Annotated in this window: 17 protein-coding genes; 4 read left to right on the top strand and 13 right to left on the bottom strand. The window is 64.7% G+C overall.

Going from position 1 to position 16,741, the window contains the following annotated elements; all coding sequences use genetic code 11:
- Positions 1 to 123: 123 nt before the first annotated feature.
- The 4 genes from LY284_RS05470 to LY284_RS05485 all read right to left on the bottom strand — a co-directional run bounded on the left by LY284_RS05470 (position 124) and on the right by LY284_RS05485 (position 4,307).
- On the bottom strand, positions 124 to 1,113 hold the full coding sequence (locus LY284_RS05470) for an ABC transporter permease (protein WP_014191323.1): 990 nt from the start codon (positions 1,111 to 1,113) through the stop codon (positions 124 to 126).
- A complete protein-coding gene (locus tag LY284_RS05475) occupies positions 1,114 to 2,703 on the bottom strand; it encodes a sugar ABC transporter ATP-binding protein (protein WP_233385186.1) in 1,590 nt (529 codons plus the stop codon).
- A 164-nt stretch (positions 2,704 to 2,867) separates the two neighbouring features.
- The gene (locus LY284_RS05480) at positions 2,868 to 3,830 is read right to left on the bottom strand and encodes a sugar ABC transporter substrate-binding protein (RefSeq protein ID WP_041730365.1); all 963 of its coding nucleotides are present in this window, start codon (positions 3,828 to 3,830) and stop codon (positions 2,868 to 2,870) included.
- A gap of 195 nt (positions 3,831 to 4,025) precedes the next feature.
- Positions 4,026 to 4,307, bottom strand: a complete 282-nt coding sequence (locus LY284_RS05485; protein WP_041730362.1) for a hypothetical protein — start codon at positions 4,305 to 4,307, stop codon at positions 4,026 to 4,028.
- Positions 4,308 to 4,526: 219 nt separating this feature from the next.
- Here LY284_RS05485 and LY284_RS05490 point away from each other — a divergent pair, with 219 nt between their 5' ends.
- The 3 genes from LY284_RS05490 (at position 4,527) to LY284_RS05500 (ending at position 6,547) form a co-directional block, all read left to right on the top strand.
- Positions 4,527 to 4,823: a PsiF family protein gene (locus tag LY284_RS05490; protein WP_014191320.1), complete on the top strand. Its 297-nt coding sequence runs from the start codon at positions 4,527 to 4,529 to the stop codon at positions 4,821 to 4,823.
- A gap of 252 nt (positions 4,824 to 5,075) precedes the next feature.
- Positions 5,076 to 5,558 (top strand): hypothetical protein, encoded by a 483-nt coding sequence (locus LY284_RS05495; protein WP_014191319.1) that lies wholly within the window; start codon positions 5,076 to 5,078, stop codon positions 5,556 to 5,558.
- Between the two features lie 398 nt (positions 5,559 to 5,956).
- Positions 5,957 to 6,547 carry a YSC84-related protein gene (locus LY284_RS05500; RefSeq protein ID WP_014191318.1) on the top strand — a complete coding sequence of 197 codons (591 nt, stop codon included), beginning with the start codon at positions 5,957 to 5,959 and terminating at the stop codon, positions 6,545 to 6,547.
- Positions 6,548 to 6,644: 97 nt separating this feature from the next.
- On the opposite strand, the gene LY284_RS05505 is transcribed toward LY284_RS05500, so the two are convergent.
- The 9 genes from LY284_RS05505 to mltG all read right to left on the bottom strand — a co-directional run bounded on the left by LY284_RS05505 (position 6,645) and on the right by mltG (position 15,646).
- Complete coding sequence (locus LY284_RS05505; RefSeq protein ID WP_014191317.1) at positions 6,645 to 7,715, bottom strand: glycosyltransferase family 4 protein; 1,071 nt, start codon at positions 7,713 to 7,715, stop codon at positions 6,645 to 6,647.
- A 236-nt stretch (positions 7,716 to 7,951) separates the two neighbouring features.
- A complete protein-coding gene (otsA, locus tag LY284_RS05510; protein ID WP_014191316.1) occupies positions 7,952 to 9,337 on the bottom strand; it encodes an alpha,alpha-trehalose-phosphate synthase (UDP-forming) in 1,386 nt (461 codons plus the stop codon).
- Positions 9,338 to 9,415: 78 nt separating this feature from the next.
- Positions 9,416 to 10,654, bottom strand: a complete 1,239-nt coding sequence (locus LY284_RS05515; protein WP_014191315.1) for a mechanosensitive ion channel family protein — start codon at positions 10,652 to 10,654, stop codon at positions 9,416 to 9,418.
- A gap of 180 nt (positions 10,655 to 10,834) precedes the next feature.
- Positions 10,835 to 11,191, bottom strand: coding sequence for a Rap1a/Tai family immunity protein (locus LY284_RS05520; RefSeq protein ID WP_014191314.1), 357 nt, complete (start codon positions 11,189 to 11,191; stop codon positions 10,835 to 10,837).
- A 103-nt stretch (positions 11,192 to 11,294) separates the two neighbouring features.
- On the bottom strand, positions 11,295 to 12,068 hold the full coding sequence (locus tag LY284_RS05525; RefSeq protein ID WP_041730359.1) for an ankyrin repeat domain-containing protein: 774 nt from the start codon (positions 12,066 to 12,068) through the stop codon (positions 11,295 to 11,297).
- Between the two features lie 62 nt (positions 12,069 to 12,130).
- Entirely contained in the window at positions 12,131 to 12,916 is a 786-nt protein-coding gene (locus tag LY284_RS05530) for a TatD family hydrolase (protein ID WP_014191312.1), read from the bottom strand.
- A gap of 42 nt (positions 12,917 to 12,958) precedes the next feature.
- Positions 12,959 to 13,996, bottom strand: a complete 1,038-nt coding sequence (locus LY284_RS05535) for a DNA polymerase III subunit delta' (protein ID WP_014191311.1) — start codon at positions 13,994 to 13,996, stop codon at positions 12,959 to 12,961.
- Between the two features lie 15 nt (positions 13,997 to 14,011).
- Positions 14,012 to 14,635 (bottom strand): dTMP kinase, encoded by a 624-nt coding sequence (gene tmk / locus LY284_RS05540; RefSeq protein ID WP_014191310.1) that lies wholly within the window; start codon positions 14,633 to 14,635, stop codon positions 14,012 to 14,014.
- Positions 14,636 to 15,646, bottom strand: a complete 1,011-nt coding sequence (gene mltG / locus LY284_RS05545; RefSeq protein WP_014191309.1) for an endolytic transglycosylase MltG — start codon at positions 15,644 to 15,646, stop codon at positions 14,636 to 14,638.
- A 104-nt stretch (positions 15,647 to 15,750) separates the two neighbouring features.
- Between mltG and LY284_RS05550 the strand changes: the two genes are divergently transcribed.
- On the top strand, positions 15,751 to 16,737 hold the full coding sequence (locus LY284_RS05550; RefSeq protein WP_014191308.1) for a folate-binding protein YgfZ: 987 nt from the start codon (positions 15,751 to 15,753) through the stop codon (positions 16,735 to 16,737).
- Positions 16,738 to 16,741: the final 4 nt, after the last annotated feature.

Consider the following 16,741-nt stretch of genomic DNA (forward strand, 5'->3'; position numbering starts at 1 on the left):
CTGTCATGCGCCGTGTTACTGCTTCCCCGCGCCCTGCTTGCCGCTTCCTGCTTGCCGCTTCGCTTCCCCGTCGCCGGCCGCTATTTCCGCCTCGTGCGGTGCGCGCCTCGCGACGTCCCTCAATCAGACACGCTTCCTTCTGCTGCGGTATGTGTCCAGCACCACCGCCACCACGATCACCGCGCCCGTAATGATGCGCTTGGTCGGCTCGTTCGCGCCGATCTGCGCGAGGCCCGCCGCCAGCACGGAGATGATCAACACGCCGAAAAACGTGCTGATGACCGACCCGCGCCCGCCCATCAGGCTCGTGCCGCCGATCACCACCGCCGCGATCACCTGAAGCTCCAGGCCCGCGCCTGCGTTCGGATCCGCCGCTTCCAGACGCGAAATCTGGAACAGCGCGGCCAGCCCGGAGAGCGCGCCCATCAACGCGAAAACGATGACCTTGTAGGGCCGCGGATTCACGCCCGCGAGCCGCACGGCTTCCTCGTTCGTGCCGATTCCTACGAGATATCGGCCAAAAACCGTCCGAGTCAAGACCAAATGCGCAACAATCATCACCGCGACCGCGATCAGGAACGCGGGCGAGATGCCGAACGCGATCGGATTCGACAGGAAATCGAACGCATCGCCAATGTACGCCGTGCGCGAGTTCGTCATCTGATACGCGAGCCCGCGCGCGCCTTCCAGCACGCCGAGCGACACGATGAACGACGGAATCCGCCACGCCACCGTCACGAGGCCGGTCACGGCGCCCGTCATGGCGGCTGCCGCGAGGCCGATCAGCGCGGCGGGAAACGCCGGCCAGTGCCACTGGAGCGCGGCCACGCTCACCACCGACGCGCCCAGCGCCAGCACCGACCCGACCGACAGATCGATGCTCGCGATGATCAGCACGAACGTCATGCCGACCGACATCACGACGAGATCCGGAATCTGGTTCGCAATCGTGCTGAACGTGTCGTACGTCAGAAAATGCGTGCTCAGTACCGAAAACAGCGCGATCATCGCGGCGAGCGCGCCCGCGAGGCCCAGGTAATTCGACAGCCCGAGGCGCGTGCCGACGCCTTTCGTGCTCTTCGGCGCATCGGCGGGCAGGTTCGCTTCGCTCATTCAATGCTCCACGTTGTCTTCGGGCGCTTTGGCGTCCGGCGCGATCGGCTCGTGCAGGATCGCCTCGCGTTTCGCGTAACCGGAGAATGCCGCCGCGAGCAGCGCGTCCTGCGTCCAGTTCGCGCGCTCGAACACGCCCGTCATGCGTCCGGCCGACATCACGCCGATGCGGTCGCAAATCAGCATCAGCTCGCGCAGGTCGCTCGACACGACCACGAGCGCGCGCCCTTCGCGGGCCAATGCGCCCATCAGCCCGTAGATGTCGAACTTCGCGCCGACGTCGATGCCGCGCGTCGGTTCGTCGAACAGCAGCACCGAGCAGTCGCGCGCGAGCCAGCGGCCGATCACGACTTTCTGCTGATTGCCGCCTGACAGTTCCGACACCGCCTGCGCCGGACCCGACGTGCGAATGCGCATCGCGTCGATCTGAGCTTGAGCGAGCGCAGCTTCCCGGCGCGCGTCGACCACGCCATGCCGCGCCACCGCGCTCAGGTTTCCAAGTGAAACGTTCGCGGCGATGGGCAGGCTGAGCAGCAGGCCTTCGCCCTTGCGATCCTCCGTGATGAGCGCGATGCCTTCATTCACGGCATCCGACGGCGTTTGCACCGACACGCGCCGCAGCGCCTTTCCCTTATGTGCCACCGACACGCTGCCGGCATCCGCGCGGTCCGCGCCGTAAATCAGCCGCATGAGCTCGGTGCGGCCCGCGCCGATCAGCCCGCTCACGCCGAAAATCTCGCCCGCGCGCACTTCGAGCGACACGTCGCGCACCGCGGGCAGGCGTGTCATGCCCTCCACCTTCAGCGCGACATCGCCCATCTTGCGCTCGCCCAGATCGATGCGCTCGCCGATCTCGCGTCCGACCATGAGCGTGACGAGGCGCTCGCTCGTCAGTTCGTCCATCGCGCCGACATGCACGAGGCGCCCGTCGCGCAGCACGGCCGCGCGTCCGGCGATGCGCCGCAATTCTTCCAGCCGGTGCGAGATGTACACGAGCGCCACGCCGCGGGCCTTCAGCCGCTCCACCTGCTCGAACAGCAAGTCGACTTCGCGGGCCGTGAGCATCGCGGTAGGTTCGTCGAGGATCAGCACGCGGCAATCGCCGATCAGATTGCGCGCGATTTCCACCATCTGCTGATGCCCGATGCCCAGACGCTCGACGAGCGTGTCCGGGTCGATCGCGTCGAGGCCGACTTGCGCCATCGCGTGACGGGCGTCCTGCGCGAGCCGTTTCCGGTCGATCCAGCCGAGGCCATTCCTCGGCAAGCGGTTCAAAAACAGATTCTCCGCCACCGACAACGTGGGCAGCAGGTTCAGCTCCTGCATCACCATGCGCACGCCGAGCGCCTCGGCCTCCGAGCGGCTTCTGGGCGCGTAGGGCTGGCCCGCGAGCGTCATCGTGCCCGTGGTCGGATCGGTGAGCCCGCCGATGATCTTCGACAACGTGCTCTTGCCCGCGCCGTTCTCGCCGGTGAGCGCGAGCACCTGCCCCGCGGCGAGTTCGAGCGATACGTCCGCCAGCACCGGCTCGACATAAGTCTTGCCGATGCCCGTCACCGTCAGCACGTTCGCATCGTTCGATCCGGTCATGGGGCGCTTCAAAGCTGTGCCTTGCATCCTCGCTGGGGGTGGTCGTGCGCTTCCGAAGCCGTCGCGCGGACGTTCCCCGAAGGTCTGTCCTGCGCGCTCGTCAGCATCTTATCGGCAGGCGGGCGGCGAACTTGAGGCTGATTTTCGACGCGCGCCCGCGAAACTCACTTGGTGATGAGATCGACCGGCGTTTCGACCACCTGCGACAACTCCGACTGTTTCTTGTGGCCCGCGATCGCCTTGAGCGCCACGTCGATGCCGAAGACCGCCTGCTTCGCCGCGTACTGGTCGGCGGTCGCGAGCACACGGCCGTCCTTGAGCATCGGCTTGATCGCGCCGATGTTGTCGAAGCCGACGACCTGCACCTTGCCCGCCTTGCCCGCCGCGCGAATCGCCGACACGGCGCCGATCGCCATGTTGTCGTTGTCGCACAGGAGCGCCTTCACGTTCGGATTCGCGTTCAGGATCTGCGAGGCGACCGCGTTGCCCTTGTCGATTTCCCATTCGCCCGACTGCAGCGCGACGACCTTCATGCCGGCCGCGTCCATCGCTTCCTTGAAACCGGCGCTGCGCGCCTGCGAATTCGTGGTGGTCGTCACGCCTTCGATGATCGCGACTTCATCGCCCTTCTTCAGGCGCGGCGCGAGATAGTCGCCCACCTTGCGCGCGCCCTTCTTGTTGTCCGGTCCGACGAACGGCACGTTCAGATCCTTGGACTTGAGCACGTCCGGATCGAGCCGGTTGTCGATGTTCACGACGATAATGCCCGCGTCCGCCGCCTTCTTGATCACCGGCACGAGCGCCTTCGAATCGGCCGGCGCGATGATGAGCGCGTCGACCTTCGAGACGATCATCTGCTCGACGATGCGAATCTGCGCGGCGGTGTCGGTCTCGTCCTTGATGCCGTTGGTGATCAGGTCGAACTGGCTGGCGTTGTGCTTCTGATAATCCTTCGCGCCGTTTTCCATCGTCAGGAAGAACTCGTTGGCAAGCGACTTCATGACGAGCGCGACTTTCGGCTTGGCCGGCGTTTGCGCGAAGGCGGATGACGAGGCGAGCGGTAGCGCGGCGCAGACGGCGAGCGCGACGGCAGCCGTCAGGACGCGCCGGCGGATGGTTCGATTCATGCGGATCTCCGATGCTTTGTTCTGGTTCGTGTGGTCGTGCGAGATGCAGCGAATGCGAGCAACGCGGGCCTTTCGGGCGCGATTTGAACGTTTGCCCGCCGTCGATTCTCGATGCAGCGGCGCGCGAGGTCAATCGGGCTAACGTGTAGGCCGTGCGCTGTGTCGGCGTGACGCGGGCAACGTGTCTGCCGGAGATCAGAGATCTTCGACCGACTGCCCTTCCACCTTGTTGTCGATGATGTCGCGCGCGTAGTCGATGCCCGCGCGGGTCGCATCGATCGGGCTATCGAACGGTTCCTGCTCCGGCACGCCGAACATGGCCGGGCGGCCGCTTTCGCCATGCGCGCTTTTCGAGATCGTCACGACGATATCGAAGTGGCGGGGGCCGTCGTCCGGCTCGTCGCGCTCCTTCGCGCGCCGCAATGCCTGCACCTTGATTTCGAAGCCTTTGTAATGGTCGGACAGCGGCGTGGACATGAACCGTCTCCCTCGTGTTGGACGTGCGTCGCACGATCATACGTCGGCGGCGGGACGCATGTGGCGATGTAAGGCGCTTGCAAGCAACGTTCCCGCCGCCTCACGATTTCACCTTATCCCATACACCGTTCATATTGGGTTTGCCATAATGCCCGGGCGACGGGCCGCGGGGCGCGCGCCGTCGAAAAAATAACCGCCATTCAAATCAGGGAGCGTCACATGATCATTCGAGCCACCGCCCTCATCGCCGTGCTGAGCCTGACGCTCGGCGCGAATACGGCCTTCGCCGCCAACAGCCAGCAAAACAAGATGACGGAATGCAACAAGCAGGCGGGCGACAAGAAGGGCGACGACCGCAAGGCGTTCATGAAGAGCTGCCTGGCCGCCGCGCCCGCTGCCGCTTCCACGCCGATGACGCAACAGCAGAAGATGACCGCGTGCAATCAGCAGGCAACCGATAAGAAAGGCGATGACCGCAAGGCGTTCATGAAGAGCTGTCTGAGCAACAAGGGCTGAGACAAGGGCTGAAAAGCGGCGCGCTGCAGCCGCACTGACGTTGAGCCATCACGCCGCGCCGTTCGCGCGCGGCGGCCCTGTCGTATTTACGCTGTCTACCCGCCTTTATTGCACTGCACCCAAGCAAGTGATTCGCACCGTCGTCTTTTTCTCATAAGATGGCGCGAAGGCGGCCCCCTCATCAATACAAGTCATACGCCATCGGCCGCCGTTGTTTCGAGCGAGGCCATACGCCACGCATGGAGGCAGTGGATGGCATGGAGACATAAGAACCGCTGGTTCAGGCGGTGGCTCATGGTAATCACGTTCTGGTTCGTGCCGGTGCTGATTATCGCGGTGAACGAAGTGCGCGTGGAGATGGCGTACAACAAGGCTGATCTCCAGAAGTCGCTCTCGAGCTGGGAGATGACCGACGCACAGCGCGAGGCCGGCGCCGTCGCGCGTTGCCACGGCACGCCCGACGAAGCCCGCGCCGCGGGCTGCCCCGAGGACGTTCTGGCCGCCACCGAGATCAAGCACCAGGAAGCGCAGAACGAATACGCGCACCGCAAGGCGACGCTGGCGGATTATCTGTGGCATGCGTTCGTCGGCTACTGGATCGTGCCCGCCGCCACCCTGCTCGTGCTCGGCATGCTGATCGGTGGAATCCGTCGCGCGCTGCGGCGGCCGCAGCGTACACCGGCCGCCTCGCCCACTTCTCCTCCTACCGAAGTAAAAACGACAAGTCATCCTTGAGCGGCGGCCGGGTACGGTCGTTGCTACTTCCTGTTGCGGCTTTCGCGGATTCGTCGGAGCAGGCGTCACGAAAATTGTGCTCGCCCGCGTGTCACGCGTCGGGCGAAATCGCCGATTCCGTTTCGATTTGGCCAAGCTTCGTCTACCCTGATAGGTGACGGCGTTTCGCTAGAAAGTTTTGTGTAATTTACCGTCCCACCGGGCGTTATGGGGACGGATTAGGAGTAAGCTAAGGCGGATCTGATCGCGCCTTGAAATGTGGCAGAGCCTGAAAAGGCATGTGTGACAAGGCTTCGAGCGATGGACGGGGTTCGCGTTTCATGTTGCTGTGCTATAACTTTGCGTGCCTCACCCTCCCGCTCTATGGGGTTTCCTAAATTCCACGATGGAGAACAATGATGCAAAGACGAAACTTCATGCTCAAGTCGACCGCCGTTCTGGCGCTGGGAGGCCTCGCGCTTGCCGGCTGCACGGCAAACAAGAACTCCGGCGCCGAAGCAGCGGCCGGCGCGGCCGATGACCGCCGCGCCATCGACGCCGACGTCGACAGCACCATCCAGCGTCTCTACGCCACCGTGGGCGGCTCGCGCGAACTGGTCGCGAAATCGCGCGGCGTGCTGGTGTTCCCGTCGGTGATCCAGGCGGGCTTCATCGTCGGCGCGCAATACGGCAAGGGCGCGTTGCGGGTGGGCGGCAGTTCCGTCGGCTATTACAGCACTACGTCGGGTTCGTTCGGCCTGCAGGCGGGTGCGCAGTCGAAGGCGCTGATCTTCCTGTTCATGACGCAGGACGCGCTCGACAAATTCCGCAATTCCGACGGCTGGTCGGCAGGCGCGGACGCATCGGTGGCGCTCGTGAAAATGGGCGCGAACGGCGTGATTGACACGACCACGGCCACCAAGCCGGTCGAAGCCATCGTGCTGACCAATGCCGGCCTGATGGCGGACGTCTCGCTGCAAGGCACGAAGGTGTCGCGCATCAAGTACTGAGCGCACATCTTTCGCTCGCGCGGCAATGCATGACCGCCGTGTAACGCGACCCGAAGGTCGCGTTACACGGCGGTTTTTTTCTGGTTTTTGCGCGCGCTCAGGTCGACGTCGCGCGATCGATCAGCTTGAAGCGCGAACGCTTTTGCGCGCGCACCACGGTCTGATAGGCATTGAGATATTCCCGCGCCATGCGGTGCGACGTGAAACGTTCCTCGAAGCGCTTTCTCACGCGCTCGCGCGACAAGGTGTGCAGGCGATTCACCGCGGCCACCGCGCCGATCTCATCCTCGACGATAAAGCCGGAAACGCCTTCGTCCACCACTTCCGGCACCGAACCGCGATTGAACGCGATCACCGGCGTGCCGCACGCCATCGCTTCGATCATCACGAGGCCGAACGGCTCGGGCCAGTCGATCGGAAAGACGAGCGCGTGCGCGCCCGACAGAAATTCGGCCTTCTGACTGTCGTTGATCTCGCCGACATACTCGACATACGGCAATTCGAGCAGCGGCGCGATCTCGCGCTCGAAGTATTCGTGATCGGCGAAATCGACCTTCGCGGCGATCTTGATCGGCAAGCCGCAACGGCCCGCAATACGAATCGCCGTGTCCACGCGCTTTTCCGGCGAGATGCGCCCGAGGAACGCGAGATACTTCTGCTCCACCGGCTGCGGCACGTAGAGCGTCTCCGGCAGGCCGTGATAGACCGTGCTGACCCACTTCGCCTGCGGCAGCGGATGCCGTTGCGCATCCGAGATCGAGACAACGGGCGCGGTGTTGAACGTATCGAAGACCGGTTGCTGCTCGGGCAGATCGAGGCGGCCGTGCATCGTCGTGATGAACGGCGTGTCCTGGCGCTTGAAGAGCGAGAACGAGTAGTAGTCCATGTGGAAATGCAGGACGTCGAACTCCTCGGCGCGCCGGCGCACCAGTTCCATGAGCAGCATATGCGGCGCGATGCGGTCGCGAATCGCCGGATCCAGGCGCAGCGCGCGCGGCCATACGGCTTCCAGGTTGGCGCTGGTCTGCGAATCGCCGGTCGCGAAGAGCGTGACCTCGTGACCGAGCTCGACGAGCGCTTCGGTGAGGTACGACACGACGCGTTCGGTACCGCCGTAGAGCTTCGGCGGCACCGATTCGGTCAGCGGTGCAATCTGGGCAATTCTCATCGTTCTCGTCTCCATGCGTATAACGGCGTGCGGCGCGGACTGCACGGCCTCGCCGCGAGGCGCATCGAGTATGACAGCGGACCGTAAGGCCGGGTAACGAGGTTTGCCCTTACGCGTTTTTCCCTCTCGCACGATGCGTCGACGAGGCATTATCGAGCGCGAACGCGTGCGTCGCGCAGGCTTCTTGCACTTTCATCGCTCTGTTACAGACCCGCAACATTCGTTTCGCGGGCCGGTTACGTCTTGGCGTCGCCGCGCAGATCGGCGAGGAAATCGTCGCGCCATACGCCCAGATCGTGCCGGCGCAGCGCCGACATGTTGGTTTCGTAGCGCTCCTTGCGCTCGGCGAGCGGCATGGCGAGTGCGCGCCCGATCGCCTCGCTCGTGCCGACGATATCGTGCGGATTGACCATCACCGCGCCGGTCATCTCGTCGGCGGCGCCGGCGAACTGCGACAGCACGAGCACGCCCGGATCGTCCGGATTCTGCGCGGCGACATATTCCTTCGCGACCAGATTCATGCCGTCGCGCAGCGGCGTGACGAGGCCGATCTGCGATTCGCGAAACAGCGACATCAGCTTCCACCGGTCGTAACGCTGGTTGAGATAGCGGATCGGCGTGTAGTCGAGCCCGGAATAGCGCCCGTTGATGCGCCCCGCTTCGTACTCCAGGTTCTGGCGAATCTGCTGATACGTTTCGACGTCCGAGCGCGTGGGCGGCGCGATCTGCACGAGCGTGACGTTGCCGCGCCATTCCGGCGACTTCTCCAGAAAATGCTCGAACGCGCGAAACCGCTCGACGAGGCCCTTCGAATAATCGAGGCGGTCCACGCTCATGATGAGCTTGCGGCCTTCGAGGCTCTGCTTCAGGTCCATCACGTCCTGACGCGCTTCGCCGCGCTCGGCCTGCTCGGCGATTTCGTCCGGAAACACGCCGATGCGATACACGTTCGTCCGGAGCGTTCTGCCGAAGGCTTCGACGCGGCCGTCTGGCGTGGCCGTGCCGTGCGCATGGCGCACGATGTAATCGTGAAACGCGACCCGGTCCCGCTCCGTCTGAAATCCGACGACGTCGTAGCAGCACAGCGACTTCACGAGTTCCTCGTGCGGCGGAATGTTCAACAGAATCTGCGGCGACGGAAACGGAATATGCAGAAAAAAGCCGATGCGATTGTTGATGCCCGCCGAGCGTAACGCCTCCGCGAACGGAATCATGTGATAGTCATGTACCCAGATGATGTCGTCGGGTTCGATCAGCTTGATGAGTTTATGGGCGAGCCACGCGTTCACGCGCCGGTAGCCGGCGTATTCGTCGCGGTCGTAGACGGCGAGATCGTTGCGATAGTGGAAGACCGGCCACAGCATCGCGTTGGAAAAGCCGCGGTAATACTGGTCGTAGTCCTTCTTCGGCAGGCCGACCGTCGCGAACGTCACCGCGCCGTCCTGTTCGAGCTTCGGCCCCTGGTTCGCGACCGTCTCGCTGACAACGTCCCCGCTCCAGCCGAACCAGACGCCGCCGCTGTCTTTCAGCGCGCCGAAGACGCCCACGGCGAGCCCGCCCGCGGAGCCCTTGGTTTCGGTCGGCGTGGCGACCCTGTTGGATACGACGACGAGACGGCTCATGAGCTTTCCTTTTCCTCTTCGAACGTTTGGTTTTAAGCATAATCCGGAAATTTTCGACCTGAAACCTTGTCGCGGGTTTCAGGCTTTTCCGGTGGACTCCGGCGCGGTCGACGCCGCCGCATGCGCGCGCGGGTCCGGGCCGCCGCGTTCGCCGCGGCTCGCGACGGGATCGGCGGCCGTGTTTGCGGTGCTCGCGGGCTGCGACGCGCCCGCGCGTTCGAGCGGCGGCGCGAAATCGACGTGGCTGTCCTTGCCGGTGGACAAATCGGCGCGCGCACGCGGCAAGTAGTGCGGATACGCGGCCTGCACGAAATTCACGAGCCCCTCGCGCACGCGGCAGCGCAAATCCCAGTTGAGCGCCGAATCAAAGGAACTGACGAGCACGCGCAGTTGCACGGCGCGATCGGTGGCGTCGGTGACTTGCAGCACCTGCACGCGGCCATCCCACTCCGGCGCGTGTTCGAGGATGCGCTGCAATTCCTCGCGCAGCGGCGCGATCGGCATGCGGTAATCGACATATAAAAACACCGTGCCGATGATCTGCGAACTGTTGCGCGTCCAGTTCGTGAACGGGTTCTCGATGAACCACTGCAACGGCACGATGAGCCGCCGCTGATCCCAGATGCGGATCGACACATAGGTGCCCGTGATTTCCTCGACGCGGCCCCATTCGCCCTGAATGACGACCACATCGTCGAGGCGAATCGGCTGCGACAGCGCGATCTGCAAGCCGGCGATCAGATTGCCGAGCACCGGCCGCGCCGCGATACCGGCCACCAGCCCGGCCACGCCCGCCGACGCCAGCAGGCTCGCGCCGATCTGGCGCACGCTCGGAAACGCCATCAGCGCCCCGCCGAAACCGATGATCACGATCACGACCATCACCGAACGGGCGAGCACGCGCGCCTGCGTGTGGATGCGGCGCGCGTTGAGATTGTCGTCGGTGTCGAGCGGATGCGCCTGCACGATCGCCTCGCCCACCGCGCCCGCCGAGCGCACCGCGAGGAACGTCAGCGCGCCGATCAGCGCGACCGTTTCGACATCGCGCAGCACGCCGATGAATGGCAGCGCATCGGGCGCCTCGAAAATCATGAAGCCGATGCCGAGGAAAACGAGCAGGATGAGCGCGGGCGTGTCGATGTAGCGCAGCACGACGCTCATCAGCGGATACGGCCGCGCGATGCGCGTCAGGATGCGCGCGCCGATGCGATGCACGCCGAGCGCGAACGCCACCGCAATGATCGCGACGATGAACGCGCCGGGCCAGGTGCCGAGCGGCCGTTCGGCGAGATCCAGGAAATGATCGAGTGAATGCATAGCGTCGCGGGATCGGCCTCGTGAATGGATTGACGGCGAGGTGGATACGGCGGAGCGCATCGCACGGATGCGAAAGCAGAACGCTGCGGCGATGGCCGTCCGGGCGCGGCCATCGCGCTTGCTAAATCAGCAAGCGTAACGCTCGAACGCGCGGCGGCGTCCGGGCATGAAGAAATATACTTAGCGCTCCGCCTTGCAGGGAAACGCCTTGCCAAGACCGAGCGAGACCATCGTGGTCGCGTTGAAATCGGCCTTGTCGGGATTGTTGGCGATGTACTTGCGCACCGCGTCCGTGAGCTGCTGCGGCTTCACGTCCGCCGGGAGGCAGAAGTACTGGCCGATCTGCGGCCCGGAGGTTCCGCCGATCGCCTCGATCGTGTTGTAGATGCCGTCCGCCGCGCCTTCGATATAGGCCGCGCAGGCGGTCCGTGAGTTCGGGTCCGTTTTGGTGCAGAGCTTGTTCAGATCGTTGCCGGTAAACGCGAACGCGCACACGGGCGTCGCGAGAGCACAGGCGATGACGAATTCCCGCAGCATGGTCTTCCTTTTATGTTGAGCGGCGGCTTAATTTGCGTACGCGTACGGAGCGAAGAGCGGCCGCGCCTGACCGCCCTCGCCCCGCGCCGGAAATCGCGCTGCGCTATTTTGCACCGTTTGAGCCGCTTTGCGGTGCGCTGCCGCCGCTCGGCATCGAATCCAGGCGCGCCTGCAGGCCTTCGGCCACGTCTCTCGCTTCGTATTTGCGGGCAAAATCCACCGCCGTCATGCCGAGCTGGTTCTTCACGCGCAGATCCGCGCCTTCGTCGAGCAGCAGCTTGCAGGTCGAAAGATGGTTGCCGCGCGCAGCCATCATCAGCGGCGTGGTGCCGTTCGGCGAGCCCGCGTCGATATAGGCCGAATGGTCGAGCAGAATCTTCACGACATCGTCATGGCCGTTGGTGGCCGCGTAGTGCAGCGGCGTCCAGCCCTTCTTGTTCACTTCGGCATCCTTCGCGATCAGCAGGTTCACGAAGGTGGCGTCGCCGTTGAGCGCGGCGAGCATCATCGCATTCTCGCCGGCGGCATCGGTCTTTTCCAGATCGGTCTTGGGGTTGTCGGCGAGCAACTGGCCGACCTTGTCGGACTTCTCGCGCGCCGCGATCACGATGATCGGGCTGCCGGTGTTATCGACGGTATTCGGGTCCGCGCCCTGCGCAAGCTGCTTCTTGACGGCCGAAATGTCGTCGAACTTGACCGCCTTGATGAGCGAGTCCACGGACGCCGCCCAGACCGGCTGCGCGATGGCGCAGGCCGCGAAGAGCGCGCCGGCGACGAAACCGCGCACGGCCTTTCGGGCGGCATGCGCATCGCGCGCACGCGAAATGTTTGGCGTGCTCGCCGCGGACAGAGTGGAAACCATCGGGGAATTGTTCATAAGTGACCTTCGGATTGCCTTGAAACAGTTTTCTTGTGCGCGGGCCGACGCCGGAACGGACGTCACGCCGGCCGCGCGATCTTGAAGAGACGGAAAAAGTTGTCGGTGGTGGCTTCGGCGACGGCTTCTTCCGGCGCTTCGCGCAACTGCGCGATGAAACGTCCGACATAGCTGACGTAAGCAGGTTCATTCGGCTTGCCGCGATACGGCACCGGCGCGAGATACGGCGAATCGGTCTCGATGAGCAGCCGGTCGATCGGCACGCGGCGCGCGACCTCCTGCACGTCCTTCGCGTTCTTGAACGTGACGATGCCCGACAGCGAGATATGAAAATTCTGCGCGAGCGCTTTCTCGGCGACGTCCCACGCCTCGGTGAAGCAATGCATCACGCCGCCGGGCACGCCCGCGCGCTCTTCCTCCATGATGCGCAGCGTGTCTTCCGCCGACGAGCGCGTATGAACGATCAGCGGCTTGGCGGCGATATGCGCGGCGCGAATGTGCGTGCGAAAACGTTCGCGCTGCCATTCCATGTCGGCGAGGCTGCGCCCTTCCAGACGATAGTAGTCGAGCCCGGTCTCGCCGATCGCGCACACTTTCGGATGCTGCGCCAGCTCGACGAGTTCCGCGACGCTCGGCTCGCGCATGTCTTCGTGATCCGGATGCACGCCCACCGACGCGTACACGTTCTCGTACTTCTCAGCGATGGCTAAAACCGAAGGCAGCGTTTCCAGATCGACGGACACGCACAGCGCATGCGTGACGGCGTGCGCGCGCATCTTGTCGAGCACGTCGGGCAGACGGTCGGCGAGCCCTTCGAAATTGATGTGACAGTGTGAATCGACGAACATCCGGTGCTCCTTGAAGCTTTTTCGTGCGCGTTCAGGCCGCGTTCAGGCCGTATAGATCCCGCGATAGCCGATGAACAGTTCCTCGAACACGAGACGCGCGTTCAGCGGATGATTTTCCACCGCGCGCTGCCGCGTGACCGTTTTCATGTACCGCGCGAGCGCCGCGGGGTCCGCGCTCTGCGCGCAGCGCGACAGCGCCTTCGCCGCGCCGGGAAAATAACGCGGACGGCCCGCCGTGCGCTGTGCGAGCACATCGTAGAGCCAGCGCTGCAGCCAGCCGAGCACGAGCGGCACCGGCAGTTTCTGCAGATTCTCGCCGCAAGCGAAGGCGTCGCAGTTCGGGCCGGCGGCGAGTTGCGCGAGCGTGAAGTCGCGCAATGCGCGGTTTTCGTCGTTGGCGAGCGCCAGCGCGGCCAGCGGCGCGCCGCCCGCCTGCGCGAGGACTCCCACGGGATCGTCGACGCCTTGCGACGCCAGCCATGTACGCGCTTCGTCCGGTTGCGGCACGCTCATCGGCCACTGGCGGCATCGGCTGATGATGGTCGGCAGCAGCCGGTCGATGCGCGCCGACACGAGCAGGAACACGACACCCGAGGGCGGTTCTTCCAGCGTCTTCAAGAGCGCGTTGGCGGCCGCGACGTTCAATGCCTCCGCCGGATACAGCAGCACGACGCGCAGGCCGCCGCGATGCGAGCCGACCCCGCAGAAGTCCAGCAGCGCGCGCACCTGCTCGATCTTGATTTCCTTGCTCGGCGCACGGGTCTTCTTGCCGTCGTCGCCATCGGCTTTTTCGGCGGATGCGTCGGCGTCGGCGTTACCGGCGGCGAGCCCGGCAAGCGCTTCGGGCAGCACGGCGCGGTAATCCGGATGATTGCCTTGCGAAAACCACAGGCATGCCGGGCACGCGCCGCACGGCTCGCCGCTCGCGGCGGGCGTCTCGCAAAGCAGTCCTTGCGCCAGGTGCTGCGCGAACTGCAGCTTGCCGATGCCGGCTTCGCCATGCAGCAAAAGCGCATGCGGCCAGTGCGCGCGCAATTGCTGAAGACGCTGCCAGTCGCCGGTTTGCCAGGGATAGATCATCGAAAAAAGTGTGTGTTAACAGAGGTCTGCGAGCGCTTCTTCGAGCTTCTTGCGAATATCGGCGATCGGCCGGCTCGAATCGACGACGAAAAAGCGCTGCGGCGATTCCTCCGCGCGGCGCAGATACTCGCCGCGCGTGCGCTCGAAGAACGCTTCCGATTCGCTTTCGAACTTGTCCGGCGCGCGCGCGGCCGAGCGGCGCTCGCTGGCGGTGTCGGTCGGCACATCGAACAGTACGGTGAGGTCCGGCTGGAAACCGCCCTGCACCCACCTTTCCAGCGCCTCCAGCTTATCGCGCGGCAGGCCGCGCCCGCCGCCCTGATACGCGAAAGTCGCGTCCGTGAAACGGTCCGACAGGACCCAGTCGCCGCGCGAGAGCGCCGGTTCGATCACCTGCGCCAGATGCTCGCGGCGCGCGGCGAACATCAGGAGCGCTTCGGTTTCGAGATCCATCGGCTGATTCAGCAGAATGCCGCGCAGCGTTTCGCCAAGCGGCGTGCCGCCCGGTTCGCGCGTCATCACGACCTGGTGTCCGCTGGCTTCGAGCTTTGCCGCGAGTTGCTGGCGGAACCAGTCGAGATGCGTGGTCTTGCCCGCGCCGTCGATGCCTTCGAACGTGATGAACTTGCCGCGCGCCATTCATTGACCCCGGATGTATTTGTCGACGGCCTTGTTGTGGTCGCCCAGATTGTCGGAAAAGATGCTGCTGCCGTCGCCGCGCGACACGAAATAGAGCGCGCTGCTCGCGGCGGGATTGAGCGTGGCGTTCAGTGCGGCCACGCCGGGCAGCGCGATCGGCGTCGGCGGCAGGCCCATGCGCGTGTACGTATTGTACGGAGTGTCCGTCTGCAGGTCCTTTTTCTTCAGCCGCCCGCCATAGGCCGGTCCGAGCCCGTAGATCACGGTCGGATCGGTCTGCAGCGGCATGCCGATGCGCAGCCGGTTCGCGAACACCGCCGCGACGAGCGGCCGATCCTGCGCGCGCCCGGTTTCCTTCTCGACGATCGACGCCATGATGAGCGCTTCATAAGGCGTCTTGTAAGGCAGATTTTGCGCGCGGGTGTTCCACGCTTCGGTAAGGCGCGTCTGCATCAGCCGGTACGCGCGTTTGTAGACGGTGAGATCGCTCGTGCCTTTATCGAAAAGATAGGTGTCGGGGAAGAAGAGCCCCTCGGCCGACGCCTTCTCCACTTCCGCCGCGCCGATCGCGCGCAGCAGGTCGATGTCGGTCATGCCGGCGGTGTCGTGTTTGAGCGCGGGATTGCCGTCGAGTTCGCTGCGCATTTTCTGCAGCGTCCAGCCTTCGATGACGGTCGCGACATACTCGTTCACGTCGCCGCGCGCGATCTTTTGCAGCACTTCGTAAGGCGTGATGCCGCTCTTGAAAGCGTAATTGCCCGACTTCAACTGTGCGGAGAGGCCGAGCACGCGCGTCATCAGCACGAAAAGCTCCGGCTCGACGGGCACGCCGCCGCGGTTCAACTGGGCGCTCACGCTGCGCAGGCTGCTGTGGGGCTTGATGGTGACGTCGAGTTCGGGCGTCGACAGTTCCATCGGGCGGTTGGCCCACCACCAGACGCCGCCCGCGACGGCCGCCGCGAGCATCGCGGCGAGCACCGCCGCCACGACGCATTTCTTCAAAAAGGTCATGCGAAACACGCTTGAGATAAGACCAATATAATAACTTGCCGCCTGCGCCCGGGCCGCATTCGCCGGCCCCGGCCCAAACGATAGGATTGACAGCCGCCTACTCCATGAATTCCCAGACCACAGCTCTCGCCGCTTCCGACTTCGAATCCGTCAAGACCGCCGGCGCGTACATGCCGCTCACCCAGTTTGGCGTGATCGACGTCAAGGGCGAGGACGCCGCCGCTTTCCTGCACACGCAAATCACGAACGATGTCCAGCATCTCGACGCCTCGACGGCGCGTCTCGCGGGCTATTGCTCGCCGAAGGGCCGGCTGCTCGGCTCGTTTCTGATGTGGCGCACGGCGGAGGCCGTGCGGCTTCTCATCGCCCAGGACGTGCAGGCCGCCGTGCAAAAGCGTCTGTCGATGTTCGTCCTGCGCTCGAAGGTCAAGCTCACCGACGCGACGCCGGAAACCGCCGCCGTCGGCTTCGCGGGCGACGTCCGCGCGGCGCTGTCCGGCATCTTCGATGCGCTGCCCGACGGCGTGCACGTGAAGGTCGAAGGCCCGCACGGCTCGCTGATCCGCGTGCCGGACGCGGCGCATCGGCCGCGCTTCCTGTGGGTCGGACCGAAGGCCGATGTGGAGGCGCACCTCGCGAAGCTCGAAGGCAAACTCGCGCGCGTGCCCGAAGCGATGTGGGACTGGCTCGACATACACGCGGGCGAGCCGCGCATCACGCACGCCACCGTCGAGCAGTTCGTTCCGCAGATGGTGAACTTCGACGTCCTCGGCGCCGTGAACTTCAAGAAAGGCTGCTATCCCGGGCAGGAGATTGTTGCGCGCAGCCAGTATCGCGGCACGATCAAGCGTCGCACCGCGCTTGCGCATGCCGAGTCCGCCACGCCCGGCGCCGAACTGTTTCACTCCGACGATCCGGGCCAGCCGTGCGGGCTCGTGGTCAACGTGGCGCCCGGCGAAGGCGGCGGCGTGGACTGTCTCGTCGAGGTCAAGCTCGCGGCGCTGGATAGCGGTACGGTACACGTCGGGTCCGCGTCCGGCCCGGCGCTCGCCTTCGTGCCGCTGCCCTACGCTTTTCCTGCCGACGCCTGAGCAC

The sequence above is a fragment of the Caballeronia sp. PC1 genome (assembly GCF_021353155.1).
In the GTDB taxonomy this organism is placed as follows: Bacteria; Pseudomonadota; Gammaproteobacteria; order Burkholderiales; family Burkholderiaceae; genus Caballeronia; species Caballeronia cordobensis.

Bases quoted from the DNA above. Each gene is read 5' to 3' on its own strand.
- LY284_RS05485 (WP_041730362.1), bottom strand. From the start codon at position 4,307: ATGTCCACGCCGCTGTCCGACCATTACAAAGGCTTCGAAATCAAGGTG.
- LY284_RS05500 (WP_014191318.1), top strand. From the start codon at position 5,957: ATGCAAAGACGAAACTTCATGCTCAAGTCGACCGCCGTTCTGGCGCTG.
- tmk (WP_014191310.1), bottom strand. From the start codon at position 14,635: ATGGCGCGCGGCAAGTTCATCACGTTCGAAGGCATCGACGGCGCGGGC.
- LY284_RS05480 (WP_041730365.1), bottom strand. From the start codon at position 3,830: ATGAATCGAACCATCCGCCGGCGCGTCCTGACGGCTGCCGTCGCGCTC.
- LY284_RS05520 (WP_014191314.1), bottom strand. From the start codon at position 11,191: ATGCTGCGGGAATTCGTCATCGCCTGTGCTCTCGCGACGCCCGTGTGC.
- LY284_RS05515 (WP_014191315.1), bottom strand. From the start codon at position 10,654: ATGCATTCACTCGATCATTTCCTGGATCTCGCCGAACGGCCGCTCGGC.
- LY284_RS05475 (WP_233385186.1), bottom strand. From the start codon at position 2,703: ATGACCGGATCGAACGATGCGAACGTGCTGACGGTGACGGGCATCGGC.
- LY284_RS05495 (WP_014191319.1), top strand. From the start codon at position 5,076: ATGGCATGGAGACATAAGAACCGCTGGTTCAGGCGGTGGCTCATGGTA.
- LY284_RS05505 (WP_014191317.1), bottom strand. From the start codon at position 7,715: ATGAGAATTGCCCAGATTGCACCGCTGACCGAATCGGTGCCGCCGAAG.
- LY284_RS05470 (WP_014191323.1), bottom strand. From the start codon at position 1,113: ATGAGCGAAGCGAACCTGCCCGCCGATGCGCCGAAGAGCACGAAAGGC.
- LY284_RS05535 (WP_014191311.1), bottom strand. From the start codon at position 13,996: ATGATCTATCCCTGGCAAACCGGCGACTGGCAGCGTCTTCAGCAATTG.
- LY284_RS05490 (WP_014191320.1), top strand. From the start codon at position 4,527: ATGATCATTCGAGCCACCGCCCTCATCGCCGTGCTGAGCCTGACGCTC.
- LY284_RS05525 (WP_041730359.1), bottom strand. From the start codon at position 12,068: ATGAACAATTCCCCGATGGTTTCCACTCTGTCCGCGGCGAGCACGCCA.
- otsA (WP_014191316.1), bottom strand. From the start codon at position 9,337: ATGAGCCGTCTCGTCGTCGTATCCAACAGGGTCGCCACGCCGACCGAA.
- LY284_RS05550 (WP_014191308.1), top strand. From the start codon at position 15,751: ATGAATTCCCAGACCACAGCTCTCGCCGCTTCCGACTTCGAATCCGTC.
- LY284_RS05530 (WP_014191312.1), bottom strand. From the start codon at position 12,916: ATGTTCGTCGATTCACACTGTCACATCAATTTCGAAGGGCTCGCCGAC.
- mltG (WP_014191309.1), bottom strand. From the start codon at position 15,646: ATGACCTTTTTGAAGAAATGCGTCGTGGCGGCGGTGCTCGCCGCGATG.